Origin of the sequence: Kitasatospora purpeofusca (genome assembly GCF_000718025.1) — a bacterium.
GTDB lineage: Bacteria > Actinomycetota > Actinomycetes > Streptomycetales > Streptomycetaceae > Kitasatospora > Kitasatospora purpeofusca.
In genome coordinates, this window is sequence record NZ_JODS01000001.1 from 592,928 (window position 1) to 615,195 (window position 22,268).

Annotated in this window: 23 protein-coding genes and 1 other RNA gene; 12 read left to right on the top strand and 12 right to left on the bottom strand. The window is 74.6% G+C overall.

Going from position 1 to position 22,268, the window contains the following annotated elements:
- Positions 1 to 22: 22 nt before the first annotated feature.
- Together IF01_RS0102695 and IF01_RS0102700 are read left to right on the top strand one after the other, a co-directional pair.
- Entirely contained in the window at positions 23 to 1,054 is a 1,032-nt protein-coding gene (locus IF01_RS0102695; RefSeq protein WP_030391585.1) for a daunorubicin resistance protein DrrA family ABC transporter ATP-binding protein, read from the top strand.
- Positions 1,051 to 1,863 carry an ABC transporter permease gene (locus IF01_RS0102700; protein ID WP_030391586.1) on the top strand — a complete coding sequence of 271 codons (813 nt, stop codon included), beginning with the start codon at positions 1,051 to 1,053 and terminating at the stop codon, positions 1,861 to 1,863. Before IF01_RS0102695 ends, IF01_RS0102700 begins: the two co-directional genes overlap by 4 nt.
- A 78-nt stretch (positions 1,864 to 1,941) precedes the next feature.
- On the opposite strand, the gene IF01_RS0102705 is transcribed toward IF01_RS0102700, so the two are convergent.
- Positions 1,942 to 5,307 (bottom strand): ATP-binding protein, encoded by a 3,366-nt coding sequence (locus IF01_RS0102705; protein WP_030391587.1) that lies wholly within the window; start codon positions 5,305 to 5,307, stop codon positions 1,942 to 1,944.
- Positions 5,308 to 5,514: 207 nt separating this feature from the next.
- On the opposite strand from IF01_RS0102705, the gene IF01_RS0102710 reads away from it, so the two are divergent.
- Positions 5,515 to 6,330 (top strand): site-2 protease family protein, encoded by an 816-nt coding sequence (locus IF01_RS0102710; protein ID WP_030391588.1) that lies wholly within the window; start codon positions 5,515 to 5,517, stop codon positions 6,328 to 6,330.
- 43 nt (positions 6,331 to 6,373) lie between these two features.
- Here the strand turns inward: IF01_RS0102710 and IF01_RS0102715 are convergent, their stop codons facing one another.
- Together IF01_RS0102715 and npdG are read right to left on the bottom strand one after the other, a co-directional pair.
- Positions 6,374 to 6,559, bottom strand: coding sequence for a hypothetical protein (locus IF01_RS0102715; RefSeq protein WP_030391589.1), 186 nt, complete (start codon positions 6,557 to 6,559; stop codon positions 6,374 to 6,376).
- A 139-nt stretch (positions 6,560 to 6,698) separates the two neighbouring features.
- On the bottom strand, positions 6,699 to 7,391 hold the full coding sequence (gene npdG / locus IF01_RS0102720; protein ID WP_030391590.1) for an NADPH-dependent F420 reductase: 693 nt from the start codon (positions 7,389 to 7,391) through the stop codon (positions 6,699 to 6,701).
- Between the two features lie 47 nt (positions 7,392 to 7,438).
- Here npdG and IF01_RS0102725 point away from each other — a divergent pair, with 47 nt between their 5' ends.
- Positions 7,439 to 8,062 carry a hypothetical protein gene (locus IF01_RS0102725; protein WP_030391591.1) on the top strand — a complete coding sequence of 208 codons (624 nt, stop codon included), beginning with the start codon at positions 7,439 to 7,441 and terminating at the stop codon, positions 8,060 to 8,062.
- Positions 8,063 to 8,192: 130 nt separating this feature from the next.
- Positions 8,193 to 9,584, top strand: a complete 1,392-nt coding sequence (locus IF01_RS0102730) for an MFS transporter (RefSeq protein WP_244215402.1) — start codon at positions 8,193 to 8,195, stop codon at positions 9,582 to 9,584.
- Positions 9,585 to 9,594: 10 nt separating this feature from the next.
- Here IF01_RS0102730 and IF01_RS0102735 read toward each other — a convergent pair whose 3' ends face one another.
- The gene (locus IF01_RS0102735; protein WP_030391593.1) at positions 9,595 to 9,828 is read right to left on the bottom strand and encodes a hypothetical protein; all 234 of its coding nucleotides are present in this window, start codon (positions 9,826 to 9,828) and stop codon (positions 9,595 to 9,597) included.
- Positions 9,829 to 9,962: 134 nt separating this feature from the next.
- On the opposite strand from IF01_RS0102735, the gene map reads away from it, so the two are divergent.
- Positions 9,963 to 10,808 carry a type I methionyl aminopeptidase gene (gene map, locus IF01_RS0102740; RefSeq protein WP_030391594.1) on the top strand — a complete coding sequence of 282 codons (846 nt, stop codon included), beginning with the start codon at positions 9,963 to 9,965 and terminating at the stop codon, positions 10,806 to 10,808.
- 54 nt (positions 10,809 to 10,862) lie between these two features.
- Here the strand turns inward: map and IF01_RS0102745 are convergent, their stop codons facing one another.
- Entirely contained in the window at positions 10,863 to 11,564 is a 702-nt protein-coding gene (locus IF01_RS0102745; RefSeq protein WP_030391595.1) for a bifunctional DNA primase/polymerase, read from the bottom strand.
- A gap of 454 nt (positions 11,565 to 12,018) precedes the next feature.
- Here IF01_RS0102745 and IF01_RS0102750 point away from each other — a divergent pair, with 454 nt between their 5' ends.
- A complete protein-coding gene (locus IF01_RS0102750; RefSeq protein WP_030391596.1) occupies positions 12,019 to 12,249 on the top strand; it encodes a DUF8847 domain-containing protein in 231 nt (76 codons plus the stop codon).
- Between the two features lie 29 nt (positions 12,250 to 12,278).
- Positions 12,279 to 12,476, top strand: a complete 198-nt coding sequence (locus IF01_RS48040; protein ID WP_149030497.1) for a hypothetical protein — start codon at positions 12,279 to 12,281, stop codon at positions 12,474 to 12,476.
- A 46-nt stretch (positions 12,477 to 12,522) separates the two neighbouring features.
- On the opposite strand, the gene IF01_RS45165 is transcribed toward IF01_RS48040, so the two are convergent.
- Complete coding sequence (locus IF01_RS45165) at positions 12,523 to 13,182, bottom strand: PadR family transcriptional regulator (protein WP_078879584.1); 660 nt, start codon at positions 13,180 to 13,182, stop codon at positions 12,523 to 12,525.
- Between the two features lie 181 nt (positions 13,183 to 13,363).
- On the opposite strand from IF01_RS45165, the gene IF01_RS0102765 reads away from it, so the two are divergent.
- On the top strand, positions 13,364 to 13,762 hold the full coding sequence (locus IF01_RS0102765) for an ACT domain-containing protein (protein WP_030391598.1): 399 nt from the start codon (positions 13,364 to 13,366) through the stop codon (positions 13,760 to 13,762).
- A gap of 104 nt (positions 13,763 to 13,866) precedes the next feature.
- Positions 13,867 to 14,124, top strand: coding sequence for a metallothionein (locus IF01_RS0102770; protein ID WP_030391599.1), 258 nt, complete (start codon positions 13,867 to 13,869; stop codon positions 14,122 to 14,124).
- Between the two features lie 68 nt (positions 14,125 to 14,192).
- Here IF01_RS0102770 and rnpB read toward each other — a convergent pair.
- The 3 genes from rnpB to IF01_RS0102780 form a co-directional block, all read right to left on the bottom strand.
- An RNA gene (gene rnpB, locus IF01_RS43480) (RNase P RNA component class A) lies at positions 14,193 to 14,590 on the bottom strand.
- 13 nt (positions 14,591 to 14,603) lie between these two features.
- The gene (locus IF01_RS0102775; RefSeq protein ID WP_051743092.1) at positions 14,604 to 16,088 is read right to left on the bottom strand and encodes an MFS transporter; all 1,485 of its coding nucleotides are present in this window, start codon (positions 16,086 to 16,088) and stop codon (positions 14,604 to 14,606) included.
- A gap of 45 nt (positions 16,089 to 16,133) precedes the next feature.
- The gene (locus IF01_RS0102780) at positions 16,134 to 17,624 is read right to left on the bottom strand and encodes an RNB domain-containing ribonuclease (protein ID WP_030391601.1); all 1,491 of its coding nucleotides are present in this window, start codon (positions 17,622 to 17,624) and stop codon (positions 16,134 to 16,136) included.
- 180 nt (positions 17,625 to 17,804) lie between these two features.
- On the opposite strand from IF01_RS0102780, the gene IF01_RS41215 reads away from it, so the two are divergent.
- Positions 17,805 to 18,269 carry a DUF3995 domain-containing protein gene (locus IF01_RS41215; protein ID WP_037778645.1) on the top strand — a complete coding sequence of 155 codons (465 nt, stop codon included), beginning with the start codon at positions 17,805 to 17,807 and terminating at the stop codon, positions 18,267 to 18,269.
- A 40-nt stretch (positions 18,270 to 18,309) separates the two neighbouring features.
- On the top strand, positions 18,310 to 19,095 hold the full coding sequence (gene yaaA / locus IF01_RS0102790) for a peroxide stress protein YaaA (protein ID WP_030391603.1): 786 nt from the start codon (positions 18,310 to 18,312) through the stop codon (positions 19,093 to 19,095).
- A 99-nt stretch (positions 19,096 to 19,194) separates the two neighbouring features.
- On the opposite strand, the gene IF01_RS0102795 is transcribed toward yaaA, so the two are convergent.
- From IF01_RS0102795 to IF01_RS0102805, 3 genes are read right to left on the bottom strand one after another with little or no spacing between them, the layout of a single operon-like run.
- Entirely contained in the window at positions 19,195 to 20,337 is a 1,143-nt protein-coding gene (locus IF01_RS0102795; protein ID WP_375340967.1) for a bifunctional RNase H/acid phosphatase, read from the bottom strand.
- 10 nt (positions 20,338 to 20,347) lie between these two features.
- Positions 20,348 to 21,091: a zinc ribbon domain-containing protein gene (locus tag IF01_RS0102800; protein ID WP_030391605.1), complete on the bottom strand. Its 744-nt coding sequence runs from the start codon at positions 21,089 to 21,091 to the stop codon at positions 20,348 to 20,350.
- A gap of 23 nt (positions 21,092 to 21,114) precedes the next feature.
- Positions 21,115 to 21,951 carry a Nif3-like dinuclear metal center hexameric protein gene (locus IF01_RS0102805; protein WP_030391606.1) on the bottom strand — a complete coding sequence of 279 codons (837 nt, stop codon included), beginning with the start codon at positions 21,949 to 21,951 and terminating at the stop codon, positions 21,115 to 21,117.
- Positions 21,952 to 22,268: the final 317 nt, after the last annotated feature.

Here is a 22,268-nt window from a genome sequence, read left to right on the forward strand (position 1 = left end):
CCGGGTCGGACAGTCTTCTCGCATGACACGAATCTCCACCGCCCCGAACGACCGGGGGCCCGCTGCGGGGAATGCCGTCGAGGTCCGCGGCATCGTCAAGCACTTCGGCAGCACCAAGGCGCTCGACGGCGTCGACCTCACCGTGCGCGAGGGCACCGTCCTCGGCGTGCTCGGCCCCAACGGAGCCGGCAAGACCACCCTGGTCCGCGTCCTCTCCACCCTCATCAAGCCCGACGCCGGCACCGCCTTCGTCGGCGGCTACGACGTGCTGCGCCAGCCCAAGCAGCTGCGCCGCACCATCGGCCTCACCGGCCAGTACGCCTCGGTCGACGAGCTGCTCTCCGGCTACGAGAACCTCTACCTGATCGGCCGGCTGCTCGACCTCTCCAGCAAGGAGGCCAAGGCGCGCGCCACCGAGCTGCTGGAGCGGTTCTCGCTCACCGAGGCCGCCAAGCGCGTCGCCAAGACCTACTCCGGCGGCATGCGCCGCCGCCTCGACCTGGCCGCCTCCATGATCGGCCGCCCCCGGGTCCTCTACTTGGACGAGCCCACCACCGGCCTGGACCCGCGCACCCGCAACGAGGTCTGGGACGAGGTGCAGCGGATGGTCGCCGACGGCGCCACCGTGCTGCTCACCACCCAGTACATGGAGGAGGCCGAGCAGCTCGCCAACGAGCTGACCGTCATCGACCGCGGCCGGGTGATCGCGGCCGGCGGCATCGCCGACCTCAAGGCCCAGGTCGGCGGCCGCACCCTCCAGGTCCGGCCCGGCCACCCGGCCGAGCTGCCGGAGATGGCCCGCTGCCTGCACGACACCGGCATCGCCACCGCCACCTTCTCCGCCGACACCGGCCTGCTGTCGGTGCCGCTCACCTCCGAGGACCAGCTGACCGCCGTCATAGGCGTCCTCGGCACCCGGGGCTTCGGCATCGCCGACATCGACACCAAGCTGCCCAGCCTGGACGAGGTCTTCCTCGCCATCACCGGCAAGCCCTCGGACCGCCCGGCGGCCGAGGACGCCGCCCCCAGCCTCGCCAAGGAGCCCGTCGCATGACCACCGCCACGCTCGCCCCCGCCCGGGCCGAGGAGGGCCGGATCGGCCTGCCCGGCCATCTGCGGCACGTCGGCGCGCTGACCCGCCGCAACCTGATGCGGATCAAGGCCGACCCGGAGTCGATGTTCGACGCCGTCCTGATGCCGGTCATCTTCACCGTGCTCTTCGTCTACGTCTTCGGCGGCGCCATCTCCGGCGGCCAGGACGCCTACAAGCAGTACATGATCCCCGGCCTGCTCGGGCAGACCGGCATCACCCTGGCGATGGCCGTCGGCACCGGCCTCAACAGCGACTTCCAGACCGGGGTGATGGACCGGTTCCGGACCCTGCCGATCGGCCGGTCCTCGGTCCTGCTCTCCAAGATCGCCGCCGAGACCTGCCGCGCCCTGCTCTCCTTCACCATCCTGATCGTCTTCGCGCTGATCCTCGGCTTCGAGCTGAAGGGCGGCTTCCTGGAGCTGCTGGCCGCGGTCGGACTCTCGCTGCTGTTCGGCATGTCCATCGTGTGGATCTCGATGCTGCTGGGCATGGCGCTGCGCAGCGCCCAGGCCGTCCAGGGAGTCGCCATGCTGGTCCTGATGCCGATGCAGTTCGGCAGCTCGATCTTCGCCCCGACCGACACCATGCCGGGCTGGCTCCAGGCCTTCACCAAGGTCAACCCGCTGTCCGCGCTGGCCGACGCCTGCCGGGCCCTGATGAACGGCCAGGGCGCCGTGGCGCACCCGGTGCTGATCGTGCTGGCCTGGTCGATCGGCATCACCGCGGTCTTCGCGCCGCTCGCCGTCGCCCGGTTCCGCAAGCGGACCTGAGCCCCGGCCCGACCGGCCCGACCGGCCGGTACGCCGGTCCCGGACGCGCGAGGGGAGCGCCCGGGGCCGGCTCCCGGCTCAGCGCACCAGTTCGTCGAGCATGGCGTTGGTCTCCGCCATCGACATCGTCCGCCCCTCGGCGGTGGCCGCCTCGAACTCCGCGTCACCGAGCATCCCGCGCAGGATCTCCTCGGCCCGCTCCCGCTCGACCCGGTCGAGGTAGCCGCCCTTCGGGCCGTTCATCCCGGCGTGCGCGCCGAACAGCACCGCGGCCAGCCGGGCCTGCACCGGATCGCCGTCCCGCCGGGCGAAGGCCTCCAGCAGCCCGATCACCGGCGGCAGCAGCATCACCGACATCTGCTCCACGAAGCCGCTCGCCGCGGCCGGCACCGAGCGCATCAGCTGCCGGCCCTCGCGGACCAGCTCCCGTCCGAGGTCGGGATCGCCGGCCCGGGCGGTGATCCAGCCCCGGGTGACCGTCAGCATCCCGCCCACCACGTCCGGGGCGAAGGCGCCGATCCGCGTCCACCGGAGCACGTCCAGCTCGGCCAGGGCCCGCTCGTAGTCCCCGCGCTGCACACTGATGCCGCAGAGCATCAGGTGACCGAACAGCAGCGCGCCGTTGGTCGCCTGGTTGTCCCCCGGCTCGATCCCGTCCAGCGCCGCCCGGATCCGCCGCTCCCCCGCGTCGAGGTCCGCGTCCAGCATCGCCGACCCCAGGTGCACCTGGAGCATCGGCACCTCCTGCGGCGCGCCCAGCTCCTCGGCCAGCTCGATCGCCCGGCGGTACGCCTCGACCGCGTCCGCCGAGCGGCCCTGGTTGGCCAGCGACTCGCCGCGCGCGGACAGCGCCTGGGACATCCCCCAGCGGTCGCCGGCTCTGCGGTACAGGTCCAGCGACTCCTCGCCGTCCAGGGTGCTCTGCTCGGCCCCGCCCGGCCAGTCGTTCATCATCTTGGCCCGGATCTGCAGGATGAACGCCAGGTCGCTCGCGCTGCCGTACTCCCGGCAGCCCTCCACCGCGTCGTCCAGCAGCTCCCGCATGGTGTCCAGCTGGCCGATCAGGAAGGCGCCGAAGACCCGCATCAGCCCGGGGAAGCGGTAGGACTGCGGCAGGTCGCGGCCGTAGGCCTCGGTGACCTTGCGGGCGATGGCGACCGCCTCCTGGTCGGCCAGGACGTCGAGATTGCCCTCGAACATGCTGATCAGCCGGTAGATGACGATCGCCCGGCGGGCCTCCCCGAGCGCCTCCGGCGGCATCGGCACCGGGTACTCCAGCACATGCCGGTCCAGCGGCACCGGACGGGCGTCGGCGAACGGGTCCGGGCCGATCGACAGCACCGCGTCGTACCAGCGGCGGGCCTCCTGGCTGTAGCCGCGCAGCGACCAGTACCAGCTCATGCCAAGCGCCAGGACCAGCGCGTCGTCCTCGTCCCGGCGGCAGACGGCCCGGCGCAGCGCCGCCCGGATGTTGTCGTGCTCGCGCTCCAGCACCGCCAGCCAGTGCAGTTGCTCGGGCCCGTGGATGTTGAGATCGGCGCCGCGGACCAGCTCGCGGAAGTACCCGACGTGCCGGCCCCCGGTGGCGGCGGTCTCCTCCGCCTCGGCCAGCCGCTCGTCCGTGTACTCGTGGATGGTCTCCAGCATCCGGTAGCGCGGCGGCCCCTCCCCGTCCAGGTCGGCCACCAGCAGGGACTTGTCGACCAGCGAGAGCAGCAGGTCGGCGACCTCCTCGCGGGGCACCTCGGTCTCGTCCGAGCAGACCGACTCGGCCGCCTCCAGGCTCCAGCCGCCCGCGAACACCGCCAGCCGGCGAAGCACCGCGCGCTCCTGCTTGCCGAGCAGGTCCCAGCTCCAGTCGACCACCGCGCGCAGCGTCTGCTGACGCGGCAGCAGGGTCCGGCTGCCCGCGGTGAGCAGCGCGAACCGGCTGTCCAGCCGGTCCGCGATCTGCCGGGCCGTCATCACCCGGAGCCGGGCGGCGGCAAGTTCGATGGCCAGCGGCAGCCCGTCCAGCCGGCGGCAGATCTCGGCGCAGGCCTCCGGGTCGCTCCGCGGGTCGAAGCCGGGGCGGGCGGCGGCGGCCCGCTCGGTCAGCAGCCGCAGCGCCACCGGGTCCGGCAGCGGCTCCACCGGCAGGACGGTCTCGCCCGGCACCCCCAGCGGCTCCCGGCTGGTGGCCAGCACGGTGAGCCCCGGGCACTCGGTGAGCAGGGTGTCCGCGAGGTCGGCGGCGGACTGGATCAGGTGCTCGCAGTTGTCCAGGACGAGCAGCATCCGGCGGCGCCCGCAGTGCTCGATCAGCCGGCGCACCGGGTCGTCGGTGCGGCCCTCGATCACCTCGGCGACCATGCTGGCGCCGGTGTGCAGGACGGTCGCGCGCAGGCCGAGCGCCGACACCACCGCGCCCGGCACCGCGTCCGGGCGCTCCACCGGGGCGAGCTCGGCCACCCAGACGCCGTCCGGCCAGTTCCCGGCGCCCTGCTCCAGCCGGCCGGCCTCGACCGACAGCCGGGTCTTGCCGGAGCCGCCGGGGCCGGTGAGGGTGACCAGCCGGCTGGTGGCCAGGACGGAGCGCAGCGCGGCGAGGTCGTTCTCCCGGCCGACGAAGCTGGTCAGCCGACCGCGCAGATTGCCGGGCGCGCGGGCGGGCGGCGCCGGTACTGGTGCTGGTGCCGCTGCTGCCGACGGGGCGGGCTCCGCGCCCGGGGCGGCCGGTTCGACCGGCCCGGTCGGGCTCAGCAGCTCGGCGTGCAGCGACTGGAGCCGGCGCCCGGGATCGACGCCCAGCTCGTCCGCCAGGGCGCGCCTGGTGTTCTCGTAGTGGCGCAGCGCCTCGGCCGTCCGGCCGGACTCGTGCAGCGCCCGGACCATCAGGTACTGCAGCGGCTCGTCCAGCGGCCGCCCCTCGCACAGCTCGGCGAGTTCGGCCACCAGCTCGGCCGCCCGGCCGAGGCCGAGCTCGGCGGTGATCCGGTGCCGGCGGACCTCCTCGCGCTGCGCCTCCAGCCTGGTCGCCGGGCCGCCCCGGTCCGGCAGGTCGGCGAGCGCCGGTCCGCGCCACAGCGAGAGCGCGGCGCGCAGCCGCTCGGCGGCCGACACGTGGTCGCCCTGCTCCAGCGCCCGGCGGCCCTCCCCGGCCAGCCGCTGGAACTCGGCGAGGTCGGTGGCGGGCTCGGTCAGCCAGTACCCGGCCGGGCCGGAGCCGACCCGGTCGCGGCCGATGGTCCGGCGCAGCCGGCCGACCAGGGTCTGGAGCGCGGCCGACGCGTCCTGCGGTGGCTCGGCGTCCCACACCTCGTCGACCAGCAGGTCGGCCGGCACCGGCCGCCCCTGGCGCAGGGCCAGTGCGGCGAGCAGGGCGCGCAGCCGGGCTCCGCCGAGCGGGACCGGGGTGCCGTCGTCGTGGTGGGCCGTGGTGGTGCCGAGGATGCCGTAGTGCACCGCACCATTCTGGTGGATCGACCCCGTCCCCCACGCACATTTGTCCAGCCCTCGACCCTGACTGCACCCTGACTCCGGGGGACCGTGCCAGGAACCCGGTGCCGGGCTCCGTACGTTCACCCTGGACGGCTTGTCCGGCGCGGGCCCGCCCGGCATGATCGGCCTCTGCCCAGCCATCGCCCTCCCGACCCCCGGAGCACCCACACCATGACCTTCGCCGCCACGCAGCGCTCACGCAGCGAGGACCGCCGGATCAGCCCGGTGTTCTGGGCCCTGCTCGCGATCTTCGCCACCTCCGCCGTGGCGGTGTTCCAGGGCTACGGCAACGCCCGGTTCGGGATCTTCCTGTTCGTGGTGGCCGGCTGGATGGTCTCGCTCTGCCTGCACGAGTACGCGCACGCGCGCACCGCGCTGCACGGCGGCGACATCAGCGTCGGCGCCAAGGGCTACCTGACCCTCAACCCGTTCAAGTACGCCAACGCCCTGCTCAGCTTCGTGCTGCCGATCGTGTTCGTGCTGCTCGGCGGCATCGGCCTGCCCGGCGGCGCGGTCTGGATCGAGCGGCACCGGGTGCGGGGCCGGCTCAAGCACAGCCTGATCTCGGCCGCCGGACCTCTGGTGAACCTGCTCGCCGCGGTGCTGCTGCTGGTCCCGGTCGGCGCGGGCTGGCTGGACGACTCCTCGGTGCACGCGGTCTGGAGCGGCTACGAGCTGGACGTCTCGCCGCTGGCGCTCGCCCTGGGCTTCCTCGGCATGCTCCAGCTGAGCGCGACCCTGCTCAACCTGCTGCCGGTGCCCGGCCTGGACGGCTACGGGATCGTGGAGCCGTGGCTGTCGGCCAAGACCCGGCGCGCGATCGAGCCGTTCGCGCCGTACGGCATGCTGGCCGTCTTCGCGCTGCTCTGGCAGCCGGAGATCAACCACTGGTTCTTCGAGGTCGTCTACGGGGCGATGGAGCTGCTGGGCGTCGACCGGGTCTACGCACAGGTGGGCCACGAGCTGTTCATGTTCTGGAAGAACTGACCGGACGGACCGGACCGGGGCGGCGCGTCCTCCGGAGCGGGCCTCAGGCCCGCTCGGCCGCCGCGCGGGCCAGCTTCTCCCGGCGCACGTTCATCCAGAGCACATTGCTGGCGATGCCGGCCATCGGCAGCCAGACGAGGCCGAGCCACCAGCCCTGCACCAGCGAGACCACGGCGGCGGCCAGCGCGAGAACGACGACGAGCGAGGCGAGGACGGACGTGCGGGGCATGGCGGGGTACTCCTGCGGCCGGGGGTGAGGTCGGCCCCCATTGTCGCCGACCTCACCCCCGGACCGGGTCCAGGGGTGAGGTCGGCGATCCGGTCCGATCGTCGGACGACCGGACCGGGCAGTCGGTGGACGCCGCTGCTCAGACGTCCGTGATGCGCAGACCCGCGTGCGCCTTGTAGCGGCGGTTGACCGAGATGAGGTTCGCCACCAGCGACTCCACCTGGTGCGCGTTGCGCAGCCGGCCCGCGAAGACGCCCCGCATGCCGGGGATCCGGCCGGCCAGCGCCTGCACGATGTCGGTGGCGGCCCGCTCCTCGCCGAGCACCATCACATCGGTGTCGATCCGCTCGATCGACTCGTCCTGGAGCAGCACCGCCGACAGGTGGTGGAAGGCCGCGGTCACCCGGGAGTCCGGCAGCAGGGCGGCGGCCTGCTGGGCGGCGCTGCCCTCCTCCGGGACGAGTGCGAAGGCGCCCTGCTTGTCGAAGCCGAGCGGGTTGACGCAGTCCACCACGATCTTGCCCGCCAGCTCCTCGCGGAGGGCGGTAAGGGTGGCGGCGTGCCCGTCCCAGGGCACCGCCACGATGACGATGTCGCTCTCACGGGCGGTGGCGGCGTTGTCCGCGCCGCGCACCCCGAGGCCGATCGCGTCCGCCGAGGCCTGCGCGCGGGCCGCGTCGCGCGATCCGATGATCACCTGCTGGCCGGCCTTGGCCAGCCGCAGGGCCAGCCCCCGCCCCTGGTCGCCGGTGCCGCCGAGGACACCGACCACCAGCTGCGAGACGTCCGGCAGCTCATGGGCCGGGTTTGTCGCTGAATCGAGGGAAGTCATGGGCCGATCCTGCCAAACGAGCGGCCCGTCGCGACATCCTGAGTGCCATGGACGCGGTGAGAGTTTCGGCACTGAGGGACCGTCTGGCCGGAACCGGTTGGCTGGAAGCCGTCGGTGGCTTCGCCGGGGAGCTGCGGCACGCGGTCACCCGGCGCGGGGCGGGCGAGTTACTGCTCGTCGGCACCACGGGGTACGAGCCCTGGCACCTGGCGGCCCATCTGGAGGACGAGGCCGCCTGGTCGGACGTCCCCCGGCTGGCGCCCACCCTGCTGCGGCACCGGGTCCCGGCCGCCGCCCCCGCCCATCTGGCGCACGGTCTCGGCCGGCTGACCGGGGCCGGGCGCGGCGCGACCGTCCTGGTGGTCGCCCCGTCCGCGGCCGGGGAGCCGCTGCTGGAGCGGGTGCACGACGCCCGGCGGCACGGGGCGACGGTGCTGGCGCTGCAGGGCGCGGCGCCCGGCGGCACGGACGGGTCCGCCGGCCCGGACGACCTGGCCGGGCTGGCGCACCGGCGGCTCGCCGTCGGCACGGCCGAGGACGAGCCCTTCGACCTCGCCCAGCACCTGGTCAGCGCCGCCGCCGGGAAGCCGCCCGGGCAGCGCTCGGCGCTGGGGCGGCTGGCCGCGCTCGCCGAGCGGCTCACGGCGGGGCCGACGATCAGCCGCTGGTGACGGCGGGCGGGGCGACGGGCGGGGGCCGGACGGCAGGCGGGTAGGGCGGCGGGCGGGGGCGGCGGCCGGTGCGGCGGCGGCCGGAAAATCCGTTGCGGCCGGGCCCGGCCCCCGCCGAGGATGGTCGCTCGTGAACGAAGCCGCCCCGTCTCCGAGCGGTCGGGTGAAGTCCCTGCTGCGCACGGTCGCCCCCGACCTGACCCCCTGGCGTTCCTCCCGGGAGTTCCGCCTGCTGTGGCTCTCCGGCTGTGTCACCGGGTTCGGCAGCTTCCTCACCTATGTCGCCGTGCCGATGCAGATCAAGGAGTTGACCGACTCCTCGGTCGCGGTCGGCCTGGTCGGCGCCTTCGAGCTGGTCCCGCTGATCGTCTTCGGCCTCTGGGGCGGCGCCCTCGCCGACGCGCTCGACCGGCGCCGGCTGGTGCTGTTCGCCGAGGCGGGCCTCGGCCTGCTCAGCGCCCTGCTGCTGGTCAACGCGCTGCTGCCGACCCCCGTGCTGTGGCCGATCTACCTGGTGGCCGCGCTGGTCGCCGCCGCCGACGGCCTGCAGCGACCGGCCCTGGACTCGCTCACCCCGCGGCTGGTCCCGCACGACCAGCTGACCGCCGCCTTCGCGCTCAACTCCCTCTACCGCAACGCCGCCTCGGTGGCCGGTCCGACCCTGGCCGGCATCGTGGTCACCTTCGCCGGGGTGCAGACCGCGTTCGCCCTGGACGTGGTCACCTTCGCCGCCTCGCTGCTGCTGCTCTCCCGGATCCGGGCGGTGCCGCCGCCCACCGGCGCCGAGAAGCCCTCGGTGCGGGCGGTGCTCACCGGCGTCCGCTACGCGTGGAGCCGCAAGGACCTGCTCGGCACCTACGCGATCGACCTGTGCGCGATGCTGTTCGCCTTCCCGGTGGCGATCTTCCCGTTCCTGGCCGCGGACCTGGACGCCGGCTGGGCGCTCGGCCCGATGTACGCCGCCTCGGCGGTCGGCGCCCTGCTGGTCTCGGTGACCGGCGGCTGGACGTCCCGGATCCACCGGCACGGCCGGCTGCTGCTGGTCGCGGCGCTCGGCTGGGGCGTGGCGATCGCGCTGGCCGGCCTGTCCGGCTCGGTCTGGCTGGTGCTGCTGTTCCTGGCGCTGGCCGGCGGCGCCGACCAGATCAGCGGGATCGCGCGCTCCACGCTGTGGAACCAGTCGATCCCGGACTCGGTGCGCGGCCGGATGGCCGGGGTCGAGCTGCTCAGCTACTCGGTCGGGCCGCAGCTCGGCCAGGTCCGGGCGGGCGGCATGGCCGGACTGGTCGGCGTCCGGGCCTCGGTGTGGGTCGGCGGCGTGGCCTGCGTGGTGGGCGTGCTCGCGCTGGCCACCGCACTGCCCCGGCTGCTGTCCTACGACGACCGCACCGACCCGCACGCCGCCGCCGTCCGCGCCGAGCACGAGCGCGCGGCGGCGGAACGGACGGCGTCGGAACGGGCGGCGTCGGAACGGGCGGCGGGACCCGCCTCGGCCGAGGAGAGCCCCGCCGCCGCGGGCTAGCAGAGCAGGGCTACTCCCCCGCGCCGTCCTGCGGCCGGTCGTTCCACTGGGGGTCGTTCTTCCACTCGCGGTTGCGCAGCTCCGCGGTCTCCAGCGCGTGCGCCGCCTCCTGCTGGGTGGCGTACGGGCCGAGGCGGTCCTTGGCCGGGCACTCCGGCCCCTCCTCGACCTTGCCGTGCTTGATGCAGTAGAACCATTCGCCGGGCCGGCCGGTCGGCTTGTTCCGGCGGAATCCCAGGGCCATGGTGGTCACCTCCGTATCGGCGGTCGTGTCCCCGCCGTGGCGTCGCGTCGTCCTGATCATTCCCCGCCCCGGCGCCGTCCGCACACCCGGTGCCCGCCCCCGGAGCGGAGGGCCCGACACTTAGAATCGGCGCCATGGCACTCGTACCCGGCATCCAGTCACCCATCCGCAAGGTCCCGGCGCACATCCCGCGCCCCGAGTACGTCGGGAAGCCCGCCCCGACGCCGTACACCGGGCCCGAGGTGCAGACCGCCGAGACGATCGAGAAGATGCGGATCGCCGGCGGGATCGCCGCCCGGGCGATGGCCGAGGCGGCGAAGCTGATCGCCCCCGGTGTCACCACGGACGCGCTGGACGCGGTCGCGCACGCGTACATGTGCGACCACGGGGCCTACCCGTCCGACCTCGGCTACCGGGGCTTCCCCAAGTCGGTCTGCACCTCGATCAACGAGGTCATCTGCCACGGCATCCCCGACTCGACCGTCCTCCAGGACGGCGACATCGTCAACATCGACGCCACCGCGTACATCCACGGGGTGCACGGCGACCTCAACGCCACCTACCTGGTCGGCGACGTGGACGAGGAGTCCCGGCTGCTGGTCGAGCGGACCAGGGAGTCGCTGGACCGGGCCATCAAGGCGGTCAAGCCGGGCCGTCTGATCAACGTGATCGGACGGGTCATCGAGTCCTACGCCAAGCGCTTCGACTACGGCGTGGTCCGGGACTTCACCGGACACGGCATCAACACGTCGTTCCACTCCGGCCTGATCGTCCCGCACTACGACAGCGAGCGGGTCACCGAGGTCATCAAGCCGGGCATGACCTTCACCATCGAGCCGATGCTCACCCTGGGCACCTACGACTACGAGATCTGGCCGGACGGCTGGACCGTCGTCACCAAGGACCGCAAGCGCACCGCCCAGTTCGAGCACACCCTGGTGGTCACGGCGGACGGCGCGGAGGTCCTCACCCTGCCGTAGCGCCGGACGACGTGGGCCGACCCGTCGGGCCGGCCCACGTCGGCGGACGGCTCGTCAGCCGATCAGCCACTGCTCCTCGGCCACCGCGCCCACCTCGGTGCAGGCGTCGGTCAGCACGTCCAGGACGCGCAGCGGGTCCGGCAGCGGCTGCTCGGGCCCGCGCAGCCAGCGCACCTCGGAGCCGTCCGGCAGCGCGGCCGGCGGCAGCAGGGTGTACGAGCCGCGGCAGTGCCAGCGCAGGCCGGGGTGCTCGGACATGGTGTCGGGCGTGGAGTCCAGGGCGCTCGGCCACCACTCGTCCTCGTCCACCGGGGTGCCCCTGGTGGCGGTGAAGAACAGATAGCGGTCCTCGCCGACCGCGGCCACCGGGCCCTCGACGCCGAGCGCGGTCAGGCGCTCCAGGGCGAGCCGGCCGGCCTCGGCCGGGACGTCCAGTACGTCGTGGGCGCGGCCGGTGGCGGTGACGAAGTTGGCCAGCGGGTCACGGGAGAGCCAGCGGGCCAGCTGCTCCGGGTCGGTGGTGGCCTGCGTCTGCCAGGCGAAGGAGACCGGGTGCTGGGCCGGGGCCGGACAGGCCACCCGGTCGCAGGAACAGCGGTACCCGGCCGGATGCGCGGCGGGAGCGAGCGGGAAGCCGGCGCGCACGGCGCCGAGCAGTTGGTCCAGTCTGGCCGCGGGGGTGTCGGGTGCCGCCGACCGGGCCCGCTCACGATCCCGCTTCTGCCACCAGGCCGTCCACCTGCCGCCGGATTCCATCGGGCCCCTTCCGCGCATTGCCGTGCCTGGTGTGACACAGCGTTCGACGTACCACTCCGACGCAACGCACGGCGCCCCCCGCTGCTTCCCCGGGTGGTGCTCGGCACTGCGGTCCCGCGCCCCGCCGGCCGGAGCCGGGGTTGCCGGACGGTCGACGCCCGGGGTCACGGTACGGAGTCAAGGCGGCACGACGGCTGCGGCTCGGCGGCCCGGCGGGCACGATGAGATGCGCCTCGCCCGGCCCGTACGGGCCCGCTGACCCGGGTGGACCCCGAGGGCGTAACAGGAAGGATAAGGGTGCGCGGGCCCTTCGGATGACCGGGGGCGGTGCCTCTCCGGTCACACTCCCGGCACCCGGCCCTCACACGGCCTCCGCCGGGGCGCCCGCGGCGGCCGGGTCGGCCCCCTGCGCCCGGCCCGCCGGGAACCCCCGCCGGGGTGAGACCCTGGTGGGGTGAAGAGCGCGGACACCGAATTCGTCGGCGGCCCCCTGGACGGCCGGACCCTCCCCATCCCGCTGGGCCCGATGTACGGGGTGCCCAAGAAGTACACCGTGCCGGTCCCTTCGCACGGGGACACTCCGGCGCGCACACTGGTGTACGTCCGGGCCAAGCAGCAGCGGGGCACCCGCTGGTTCTGGCGCTACGAGTACGACGAGGCGGCCACCGCCCGCGCTTCCGGGTGACGGCCGCCTCCCCTCGCGGGAGGACGGCCATGGCGAGAACCGAACGGCACCCGAGGAACCGCTCCCGGTCGGTGGCGCTGCACAATCGGCAGGCGGCCGGGGTCACGGTCGGCCTGCTGGTGGCGATCAGTGTCTACAGCGCGGTGCTGGGATCCAACGGCTGGCTCTGGTTCGGCTGGACGGTGCTGCTGCTCGCGTGCGTGGCACTGTTCGCCGTCCGCTCCTGAGCAGCCGCACCGTCCCTCCCGGCAGCGGTGCCGGGACCCGTACCGGTCAGGCGTCCTCGGCCAGGATCAGGTACAGCTTCTTGCGGGCCTCGTTGAGCACCTCCAGGCCCTTGGCGCGCTGCGCCTCGGTGCCCGTCGCCATGACCTGGCGGACGGCCTGCTCCACCGCGCCCAGCGCCTGGCCGACCTCCTGGACCGCGGCCCAGTCGACCTCCTGGCCGGCCTCGGCCCACGGCTCGTCCGGTCCGGCCTCGGCCTCGGTCCGGCCCGCCTCGGTGAGCTGGACCAGCCGCTTGCCGCCGACCTCCTCCGCCGTGACCAGGCCCTCCTCCTCCAGCAGCTGGAGGGTGGGGTAGACCGAGCCGGGACTGGGCCGCCAGGCCCCGCCCGAGCGCTCGGCGATCTCGGCGATCATCTCGTAGCCGTGCATCGGCCGCTCCTTGAGCAGCGCCAGCAGCGAGGCACGCACGTCCCCGCGCCGGGCCCGCCCGCCGCGCCGTCCGCGCACCCACGGCGGCGGCCCGCCGAAGCCGCCCCGGGCCCACGGCGGACCCGGGCGTCCGCCCGGCCCGCCGCCGCCGAAGGGCGGCCCGAAGGGACCGAACGCCCCCCGGCCCTCGTACCTCTCACCGGGCGCGCCGGCGAACTCCGGCCCCGGGCGGCAACCGCCGGGACCGCCTTCTCCACGGAATCGTCCTGGGCGCATGGCACCCACCTCCAGTTCGGACCGCTCGGACGCGGCCCCGTCGCGACGATCGTCAGACGATCGTTCGGGACAGTCGAGTTACTGTCTCGATAACTCGACGATATATCGCTGACTGTCGGTCGTCAACGCTTTCCGATACACCTTCCGACACTGCCACCCCCTCGGCCGCTACGGTGCGTCCATGGCCGGAGAACGAGACCTCGCAACGCTGCTGCGCGACCTGCGCCCCGAGCTCAACCCGGGGCGGTACGTCTACTGCACGCTCCCCAACAAGGTGCCCGCCGGACTGCGGCCGGTCGCCACCGTCGCCGAACCCGAGGGGGTGACCGTGGTGGTGGCCCAGGAGGAGGCGGACGCACTGGGCCTGCGCTACGAGTACGTGGCCGCCTGGATCACCCTGCGGATCCACTCCGCCCTGGAAGCCGTCGGCCTGACCGCCGCCGTCGCGACCCGGCTCGCCGAGGAGGGACTCAGCTGCAACGTGGTGGCCGGTTACCACCACGACCACCTCTTCGTCGCCGCCGACGACGCCGAACGCGTCCTCGGCGCCCTGAAGGAGCTCTCCGCCCGCTCCGCATGACCGGGTGGCCCCACCGGGTGGCCGCCCGCCGAGGGCGCTCGGACACTGGGAAGGGCCGGGCAGCCGCCCGGCCCCGCCGTCCGCCCGGAAGGAAGTGCGCCGCCATGGCCACCTGCGTCACCTGCGGCAACGACTACTGGCTCGCCTTCGAGATCAAGACCGTCACCGGCGACGTCTACACCTTCGACAGCTTCGAGTGCGCCATGGAGAAGCTCGCTCCGCGCTGCGAGCAGTGCAGCGTCCGGATCGTCGGCCACGGTGTCGAGGTCGCCGGGATGTTCTTCTGCTGCGCCCACTGCGCCCGCGTCAACGGCGGCCTCGGCGACCAGATCCGCGACGCCGTCGGCACCCACCCGGGCTGACCCGCCCGCGCCGGGAACGCCGAAGGCCCCCCGACCGTGGGTCGGGGGGCCTTCGCGGACGTCAGGGGCGGAAGAGTCGGCCTGTACGCCGGGTTCTGTCTCCCGGGCCGCTCGCGCGGGCCGGGGAGGCGGTCATCCATCTAGGGCTGCCGTTGCCGACAGCCTCGTGCGGTCCACCCGCGGACTCGGGCGAGCAGCCCTCAAGCATCCGCGCACAGCGCCCTGGGGCGCCGATCTTGACCTTGCTCCAGGTGGGGTTTACCTAGCCGGCCGGGTCACCCCGGTCGCTGGTGGTCTCTTACACCACCGTTTCACCCTTACCCGTCGCCGAAGCGGCGGGCGGTCTGTTTTCTGTGGCACTGTCCCGCGGGTCACCCCGGGTGGGCGTTACCCACCACCCTGCTCTGTGGAGCCCGGACGTTCCTCGGCGGGTCCTGGGACCCGTCGCGACCGCCCGGCCGGCTCTTCCGCCGTAGGGGTCATCGTAGCCGCTCGGGCGGGGCCTCCCGTACTCCGGGGCGGGCCGGCGGCGCCTCCGCGCCGAGGTGGGCGGCCACCCGGGCGGCGGTGGCGGTGCCCCAGGCGGAGGTGGTGACCAGGCCGAGCACCAGGATCGTCGCGCCGAGCCCCACCAGGATCCACCAGCCGGCGTGGCTCGCCGGGGCGAAGCCGGTGAGCACCGGGCCGGCCACGGCCGAGACGACCACGGTGCCGATCACCGCGACCCCGAGCGACTGGCCGACCTGCCGGCTGGTCGAGGCGACGGCCGCCGCCACCCCGGCCTGGGCCCGCGGCATGCCGGACACGGCGGAGTTGGTGATCGGCGCGTTGACGAAGCCGAAGCCGAAGCCGAACAGCCCGTACGCGGCCAGCAGCAGCCCCGGCGGGGAGTCCGCCGCCAGCCGGGTCAGCAGCAGACCGCTGCCGACCAGGCCGAGCCCGGCCAGCACCAGCGGCAGCCGGGGACCCCTGGCGCCGACGATCCGGCCCGACAGCGGCGCGCAGACCAGCATCATCACCGCCATCGGCAGCGTCCACAGGCCGGCCTCCATCGGGCTGTACCGGCGGACGTCCTGCAGGTAGATGGTGTTGAGGAAGAGGAACCCGCCGAGCGAGGCGAAGGCGCAGACGGCGGTCAGGGTGGCCCCGGTGAACGGCGCGCTGCGGAAGAACCTCGGGTCCACCAGCGGCTCGGCGACCCGCCGCTCCCAGAGCGGGAAGGCCACCAGCGCGGCGAGCGCGGCCACGGCCAGGCCGAGGATCAGCGGGGAGGTCCAGCCGTGGTCCGGGCCCTCGATGATCGCGGCGGTGCCGCAGCCGAGCAGCACCACCATCAGCAGCTGCCCCACCGGGTCGAGCCGGCGGGCCCGCGGTGCCCGCGACTCGGGGACGTAACGGGCGGTCAGCAGGCAGGCCAGCAGTCCGACCGGGACATTGATCAGGAAGATCGCCGGCCAGCCGGCGGCATGCACCAGGAAGCCGCCGAGCAGCGGCCCGAGCGCCATCGAGATGCCGACCACCCCGCCCCAGACGCCGATCGCCCGGGCCCGCTCGCGGGGCTCGGTGAAGGTGTTGGTGATGATCGACATCGCCACCGGGTTGAGCATCGAACCGCCCACCGCCTGCACCGCCCGGAACAGCACCAGCCACCCCAGGCTCGGCGCCAGGCTGCAGAGCAGCGAGCCGAGCACGAAGACCACCAGGCCGGTCTGGAACACCCGGCGGCGGCCGAACCGGTCGGCGAGCGAGCCGAACAGCATCAGCAGCGAGGCCAGCACCAGGGTGTAGGCGTCGATGATCCACTGCAGACCGGAGGCCGGGGCGTCCAGGTCCTTCTGGATCTCCGGGAGGGCGATGTTCACCACGGTGTTGTCGAGACCGACGATGAACAGGCTCATGCAGCAGATCGCCAGGACGAGCTGTCGGCGGCGCCGGCCGGGGTCGGCGACGGGCGGCGGACTCATGAAGGTCGCATCGGGCACGTGTCGATCCTCCCACCGGGACCCTGCTCAGAGGGCGGCGAAGCGGACCGTCCGGGTGGCGGGGTCCGCGACGGTGAGCCGCGCGGCGATCCGGCCGCCGAGCGGCAGGGCGGTGCCGGGTGACTCCCCGTCGGCCCCCTCGCCGGGCCCGGTGCCCGCCCGGTCGCAGCGGGCCCGGACGGCCGGTTCGCGGAGCTGGACGGTGCCCCGGTCCGGCCGCTTGCCGTCCACGTCGATGACCACCGCCGGGAAGTCCTCGCCCACCCGGCCGGACAGCACCTCCGCCTCCACCAGGTCCACGCAGGCCCGTTCGACCTCGCCCGCGCGGCGGTCCCCCGCCGTCATCAGCGCGGCCACGTCCACCAGCGCCTCGCGCGCCCAGTCCGGCGGCTCCTCGCCCGCCGCGACCGCCGCGCAGACCTCCTGGGCGAACCGGTCCCCCAGCCGGCGCAGCGGCGCGGTGCAGTGCGCGTACGGCGCGGCCAGCGCGGCGTGCCCGGGGTCGTCGGGCGCGGGCACGCCCCGGGCGGTGTCGAAGGCCCGGTAGCCCGCGCCCCGCAGCAGTCCGGTGCACTCGTTCAGGAAGGCGGCGTGCAGCGGGCGGTCCGGGTCCAGCGAACGGACCAGGTCCGGGTACGGCAGGCCGTCGGGCCAGTCGATGTCCAGCGCGCGGGCGGTGCGGCGCAGCCGCTCGTACGCGGCGGGCGGCGCGGCGGGCAGGGTCCGGAGCAGGCCGACCCCGGCGTCCAGCATCAGCTCGGCCGCGGCCATGCCGGTGAGCAGCGAGATCTGGGCGTTCCAGCCGTCGGCGGGGGTGGGCGCGCGGTAGCCGAGGACGTAGCCGCGCGGGGTCTCCTCGATCTCCTGCTCGGGCACGGGGAGGCTGATCCCGCCGCGCTCGCGCTCCCGCTCCTCGCGCAGCCGGCCGACGGTGGCGAGCAGGACGAGCTGCTCGTCGGCGCCGCCGGCGTCCACGGCGCGCTGGACGGCCGCGTAGTCGAGCCGGCGGTGCGAGCGGACCACGGCGCGCCGCAGGTCGGCGAGGACCACGGCGCCGTCCTCGTCCAGGTCGATCTGCCAGAGCAGCGCGGGGCGGGGTTCGCCGGGCAGCAGGCTGGCCGCGTCCTCGGAGAGCCGGGTGGGGTGCAGCGCGACCGGCCGGTCGGGGAAGTACAGGGTCTGCACCCGGCGGCGGGCCTCCTCGTCGATCGCCCCGCCGGGGCGGACGAAGGCGGCGACGTCGGCGATGGCGTAGTGCACCCGGTAGCCGCCGCCGGGGCGGTGGGCGAGGTGCATCGCCTGGTCGAGGTCGCGGGAGCCGGGCGGGTCGACGGTGAACAGCGGCAGCTCGGTGGCGTCGTGGTCGGGCAGCCGGGGTGCCCCGGCGGCCCGCTCGGCCTCCGCCAGCGCCGCCTCGGGCCATTCGGTGCGGATCTCCAGGGCGGCCCGCAGCTCGGCCAGTTCGGCATTGATCCGGGCGGAGTCGGCGGCCTTGACGCGCAGTTTTCGGCGGGGCATGGGGGCAGCGTAGGGCCGGGCGGGTGGTTCCGGCCGGAGGTCGGCGGCGGGCGGCGTGCCGGTGTCCGGGCGGGGCGCGCGGCCGGGGCGCGCGAGCGGGGCGGGCGCGCGAGCGGGCCGTCGGCGTAAGGAGTCGTAGCGTGGGGGCGCTGATGATCGACGGCGAAGGGGGAACGGGCGATGCGGGCGGTACGGGTCGTGGGGACGGCGGTGGCCGGGGTGCTGGCGGGAACGGGGGCGCTGCACGCGGTGTGGACGGTGTCGCCGTGGCCGTTGCGGACCCCGGAGGAGTTCGCGGACACCGTGGTCGGCACCGGCGACGGGGTGCCCCCGGCGGCGGCGTGCGCGGCGGTGGCGGGGCTGCTCGGTGCGGCCGCCTACCTGGTGGCCGCGGAGGCCGGGGCGGTGCCGGCGGTCGGGCCGGCGCGGCTGCGCCGGGCGGGGGTGTGGACGGTGTCGGCGGTGCTGCTGACCCGCGGCGCGGGCGGGCTGACGCTGGTCGGCGGCGAGCGGGCGCTGCGCTCGGAGCGGTTCCGGCGCCTCGACTCCCGGTACTACTCGCCGCTCTGCCTGGCGCTCGGCACCGGTGCGGCGGTGGTGGCGGCAGCCGGTACGGGTTACCGGGAGCCGGGGCCGGTTGCGTAGGGTGGCCGGGTCCGCCGCCACAAAGTGTTGAGGAGTCGCCGTGCTGGTCCTGTTGCCGCCCTCGGAGGGGAAGGCCGCGTCCGGGGACGGCGTGCCGGTGGCGCTCGACGGACTGTCGCTGCCCGGGCTGACGGCGGCCCGGACCCGGGTGCTGGAGACGCTGGTCGGGCTCTGCCGCGGCGACGAGGACACCGCCGCCGAGGTGCTGGGGCTGAGCCCCGGGCTGCGCGGCGAGGTGGCGCGCAACGCGGGCCTGCCGACGGCGGGCGCCTTCCCGGCCGGGGAGGTGTACACCGGGGTGCTCTTCGACAACCTCGGGCTGGCGACGCTCGACGAGGCCGCGTACGACCGCGCCGCGCGGACGCTGCTGGTGTTCTCCGGGCTCTGGGGCGCCGTGCGGATCGACGACCGGATCCCGCCCTACCGCTGCTCGATGGGCGTGAAGCTCCCCGGCCTGGGGGCGCTCGGAGCGTACTGGCGGAGCGCGACGGCGTCCGTGCTGCCGGAGGTCGCCGACGGGCTGGTGCTGGACCTGCGCTCCTCCGCGTACGCGGCCGCCTGGAAGCCCGCCGGCGAGCTCGTCGCCCGGACGGCGACCGTGCGGGTGCTGCAGGAGCGCGACGGCCGGCGCACGGTGGTGAGCCACTTCAACAAGGCCACCAAGGGCCGCCTGGTCCGTGACCTGCTGGTCGCGGGCGCCGAGCCCAAGACGCCCGGCGAGCTGCTGGACGCCCTGCTGGGGCTCGGCCACCGGGTGGAGGTCGCCGCCGAGGGCACCGCGCGCAAGCCGTGGCAGCTGGACGTGGTGGTCACCGAGGTGCACTGAGCGTCCCCGGACGCGTTCCCGGACACGTTTCCCGGACGCATTCCTGGACCGAGGCGCGCCGGGGCCGGCCGGACGGGATCCGACCGGCCCCGGCGTCCGTCAGCGCAGGTGCCCGGTGTCGTTGAGCAGCCGCAGCGAGGCGTTGCCGTCCGCGTAGTACTGGACGGCGCAGATCGAGGCGGCGGACAGCTCCATCCGGTACAGCGAGTCCGGCGGGGCGCCCAGCGCCAGCCGGACCAGCGTCTTGATCGGGCTGACGTGCGAGACCACCAGCACGGTCTTCCCGGGGTAGCGGGCGAGGACCTTGTCCCGGGCCACCCCGACCCGGTGGGTGAGGGTGGTGAAGCTCTCGCCGCCGCCGGTCGGCCTGGCCCTGGCGGAGCCGAGCCAGGCGGCGAGGTCCTCCGGGTGCCGCTCCTGGACCTCGCCGAAGGTCAGCCCCTCCCAGGCCCCGAAGTCGACCTCGCGCAGCCCCTCCTCGTACCGGACCTCCAGGCCCAGCCGGGCGGCCACGGTCTCGGCGGTCTGCCGGGTGCGCAGCATCGGCGAGGCCACCACGGCCTGGACCGAACCGCGCGCGGCGAGCGCCTCGGCGGCCCGCTCGGCCTGCCAGCGGCCCTTCTCCGACAGCTCCGGGTCGGTGCCGCCGCTGCCGGAGAACCGCTTCTCCGGCGTGAGGTGGGTCTCGCCGTGCCGGAGCAGGACGAAGGTGGTCGGGGTGCCGAGGTCGGCGGGCGCCGCCCAGCCTGCCTTGGGGGCGGCGGTCTCCAGCGGCGGTGCGGGTTCGTCGACGACGGCGACGGCCTCGGGGGCCCTGGGCTCCCACTGGCGCCCCGCCTTGCCCGCGTCCATCGCCTCGTTGGCCAGCCGGTCGGCGTCCTTGTTCTTCTCGCGCGGGATCCAGGTGTACGCCACCTGTCCGCGCGGGAAGACCTCGCGCGCCTCGGCCGCGAGCGGCTGCATGTCCGGGTGCTTGATCTTCCACCGGCCGGACATCTGCTCGACGACCAGCTTGGAGTCCATCCGGACGTCCACCGAGGCGGCCGGGTCGATCGCCCGGGCCGCCCTCAGGCCGGCGATCAGGCCCTTGTACTCGGCGACGTTGTTGGTCGCGTGGCCGATGAACTCCGCAGCCTCGGCGATGATCTGTCCGGTGTCGCCGTCCCGGACCACCGCGCCGTAGCCGGCCGGCCCCGGGTTGCCCCGGGAACCGCCGTCCGCCTCGACGACGAACCTGCGCACGGCCACCGGGTCAGACGCCCGAGTCGGCGGTGCGGACCAGGATCCGCGAGCAGTTCTCGCAGCGGACCACCTTGTCGGCCGGCTCGGCCTTGATGGAGTTCAGCTCGGTGATCGAGAACTCGGTGCGGCAGCCCTCGCAGCGGCGCTGGAACAGCCGGGCCGCGCCGACGCCGCCCTGCGTCTCGCGCAGCTTGGCGTAGACCTTCATCAGGTCGGCCGGGACGACGGCGGCGACGGCCTCGCGGTCGCGGCGGACCTTCTCCACCTCGGCGTCGATCTCGGCGTACGCGGCGTCCCGGCGGCCCTCGGCCTCGGTCAGCACGACGGTGGAGTGCTCCAGGCGCGCGGTCAGCTCGGTGACCCGGGTCTGGGCGGACTCCAGCCGCTCCATGATCTCCAGCACGACGTCCTCGAGGTCGCCCTGGCGCTTGGCCAGCGAGCCGATCTCGTGCTGGAGGTTCTCCAGGTCCTTCGGCGAGGTGATCGCGCCGGAGTCCAGGCGCTGCTGGTTGCGGGCGGCCCGGGAGCGCACCTGCTCCACGTCCTGCTCGGCCTTGGTCAGCTCACGGGTGGTGTCGCCGTGCTGGGCCTGGGCGGCGATCACCAGGTCCTTCAGCGCGGTGTGGTCGGCGTTGACCTTGTCGATCTCGGCGTGCTCCGGCAGGCTGCGCCGCCGGTGGGCCAGCTGGTCGAGCTTGGAGTCGAAGGCCTGGAGGTCGAGCAGGCGGATCTGGTCGGCGGGCGCGGCGTTCAAGCGGAGAGCTCCTGTGAATCGGGTCAGGCGGGGAAGGACATGGGGGCGTGCGCGGTCCACGGGTCGGTGACCGTGCGGGAGACCCTGGTCTCCACGGTCCACCCGCGCTTCTCGGCGGTACCGAGCAGCGCCCGCTCGGCCAGCGGCAGCCAGGGCCACTCGGTGGCCCAGTGCGCGGCGTCGACCAGGGCGACCGGCGCCGCCTCGGCGGCCTCGGAGGCCGGGTGGTGGCGCAGGTCGGCGGTCAGGTAGGCGTCGACGCCCGCCGCGCGCACCTCGGCGAACAGGCTGTCGCCCGAGCCGCCGCACACCGCGACCCGGCTGATCAGCCGGTTCGGGTCGCCGGAGACCCGGACGCCGGCGGCGGTGGCCGGCAGGCCGGCGGCGACCCGCGCGGCGAACGCGGCCAGCGGCAGCGGGGGCTCCAGCAGGCCGACCCGCCCGGTGCCGCGCCGGCCCAGCGGGTCGGTCGGGTCCGGGACCAGCGGGCCGGTCACGGTCACACCGACCGCCTCGGCGAGCGCGTCCGAGACGCCCGGGTCGGCGTGGTCGGCGTTGGTGTGGGCCACGTGCAGGGCGATCCCGGCGCGGATCAGGGTGTGCACGACCCGGCCCTTGAAGGTGGTGGCGGCCACGGTGGTGGTGCCGCGCAGGTACAGCGGGTGGTGGGTGACCACCAGGTCCGCCCCCCACTCGACGGCCTCGTCGACGACCGCCTGCACGGGGTCGACGGCGAACAGCACGCGGCGGACCTCGGCCTGAGGGTCTCCGCAGACCAGGCCGACGGCGTCCCAGGACTCCGCCCACTGCGGCGGGTACAGCTCTTCGAGGGCGGTGATGACGTCGGACAGTTTCGGCACCTGTCGAGACTACCGTGCGCACGGGGGGAGCCGTCCGCCCGCCCGGCCGCCCGCCCGGCGGCCCGAGCGCCCGCCGGACCGGCCCCGGGGCCCGGTGGGCGGCCCCGCCGGGGGCGCGCGGGCGCGCGTCAACCCGCGGCGCGGGTGTCCCCGGGCGGACGGCGGCCTCGTTCGACCGGCGCCCGGGACCGTTCGGGCCGGGTGACCGGGCGATCGTCGCGCACACCCCGCGGCTCGCACGAATTCGAAACGGCGCCCGGATCACCCTTACGAGTGAAGTGACCGGCTTCGGATTGAGCATCGCTCGCTACCGAAAG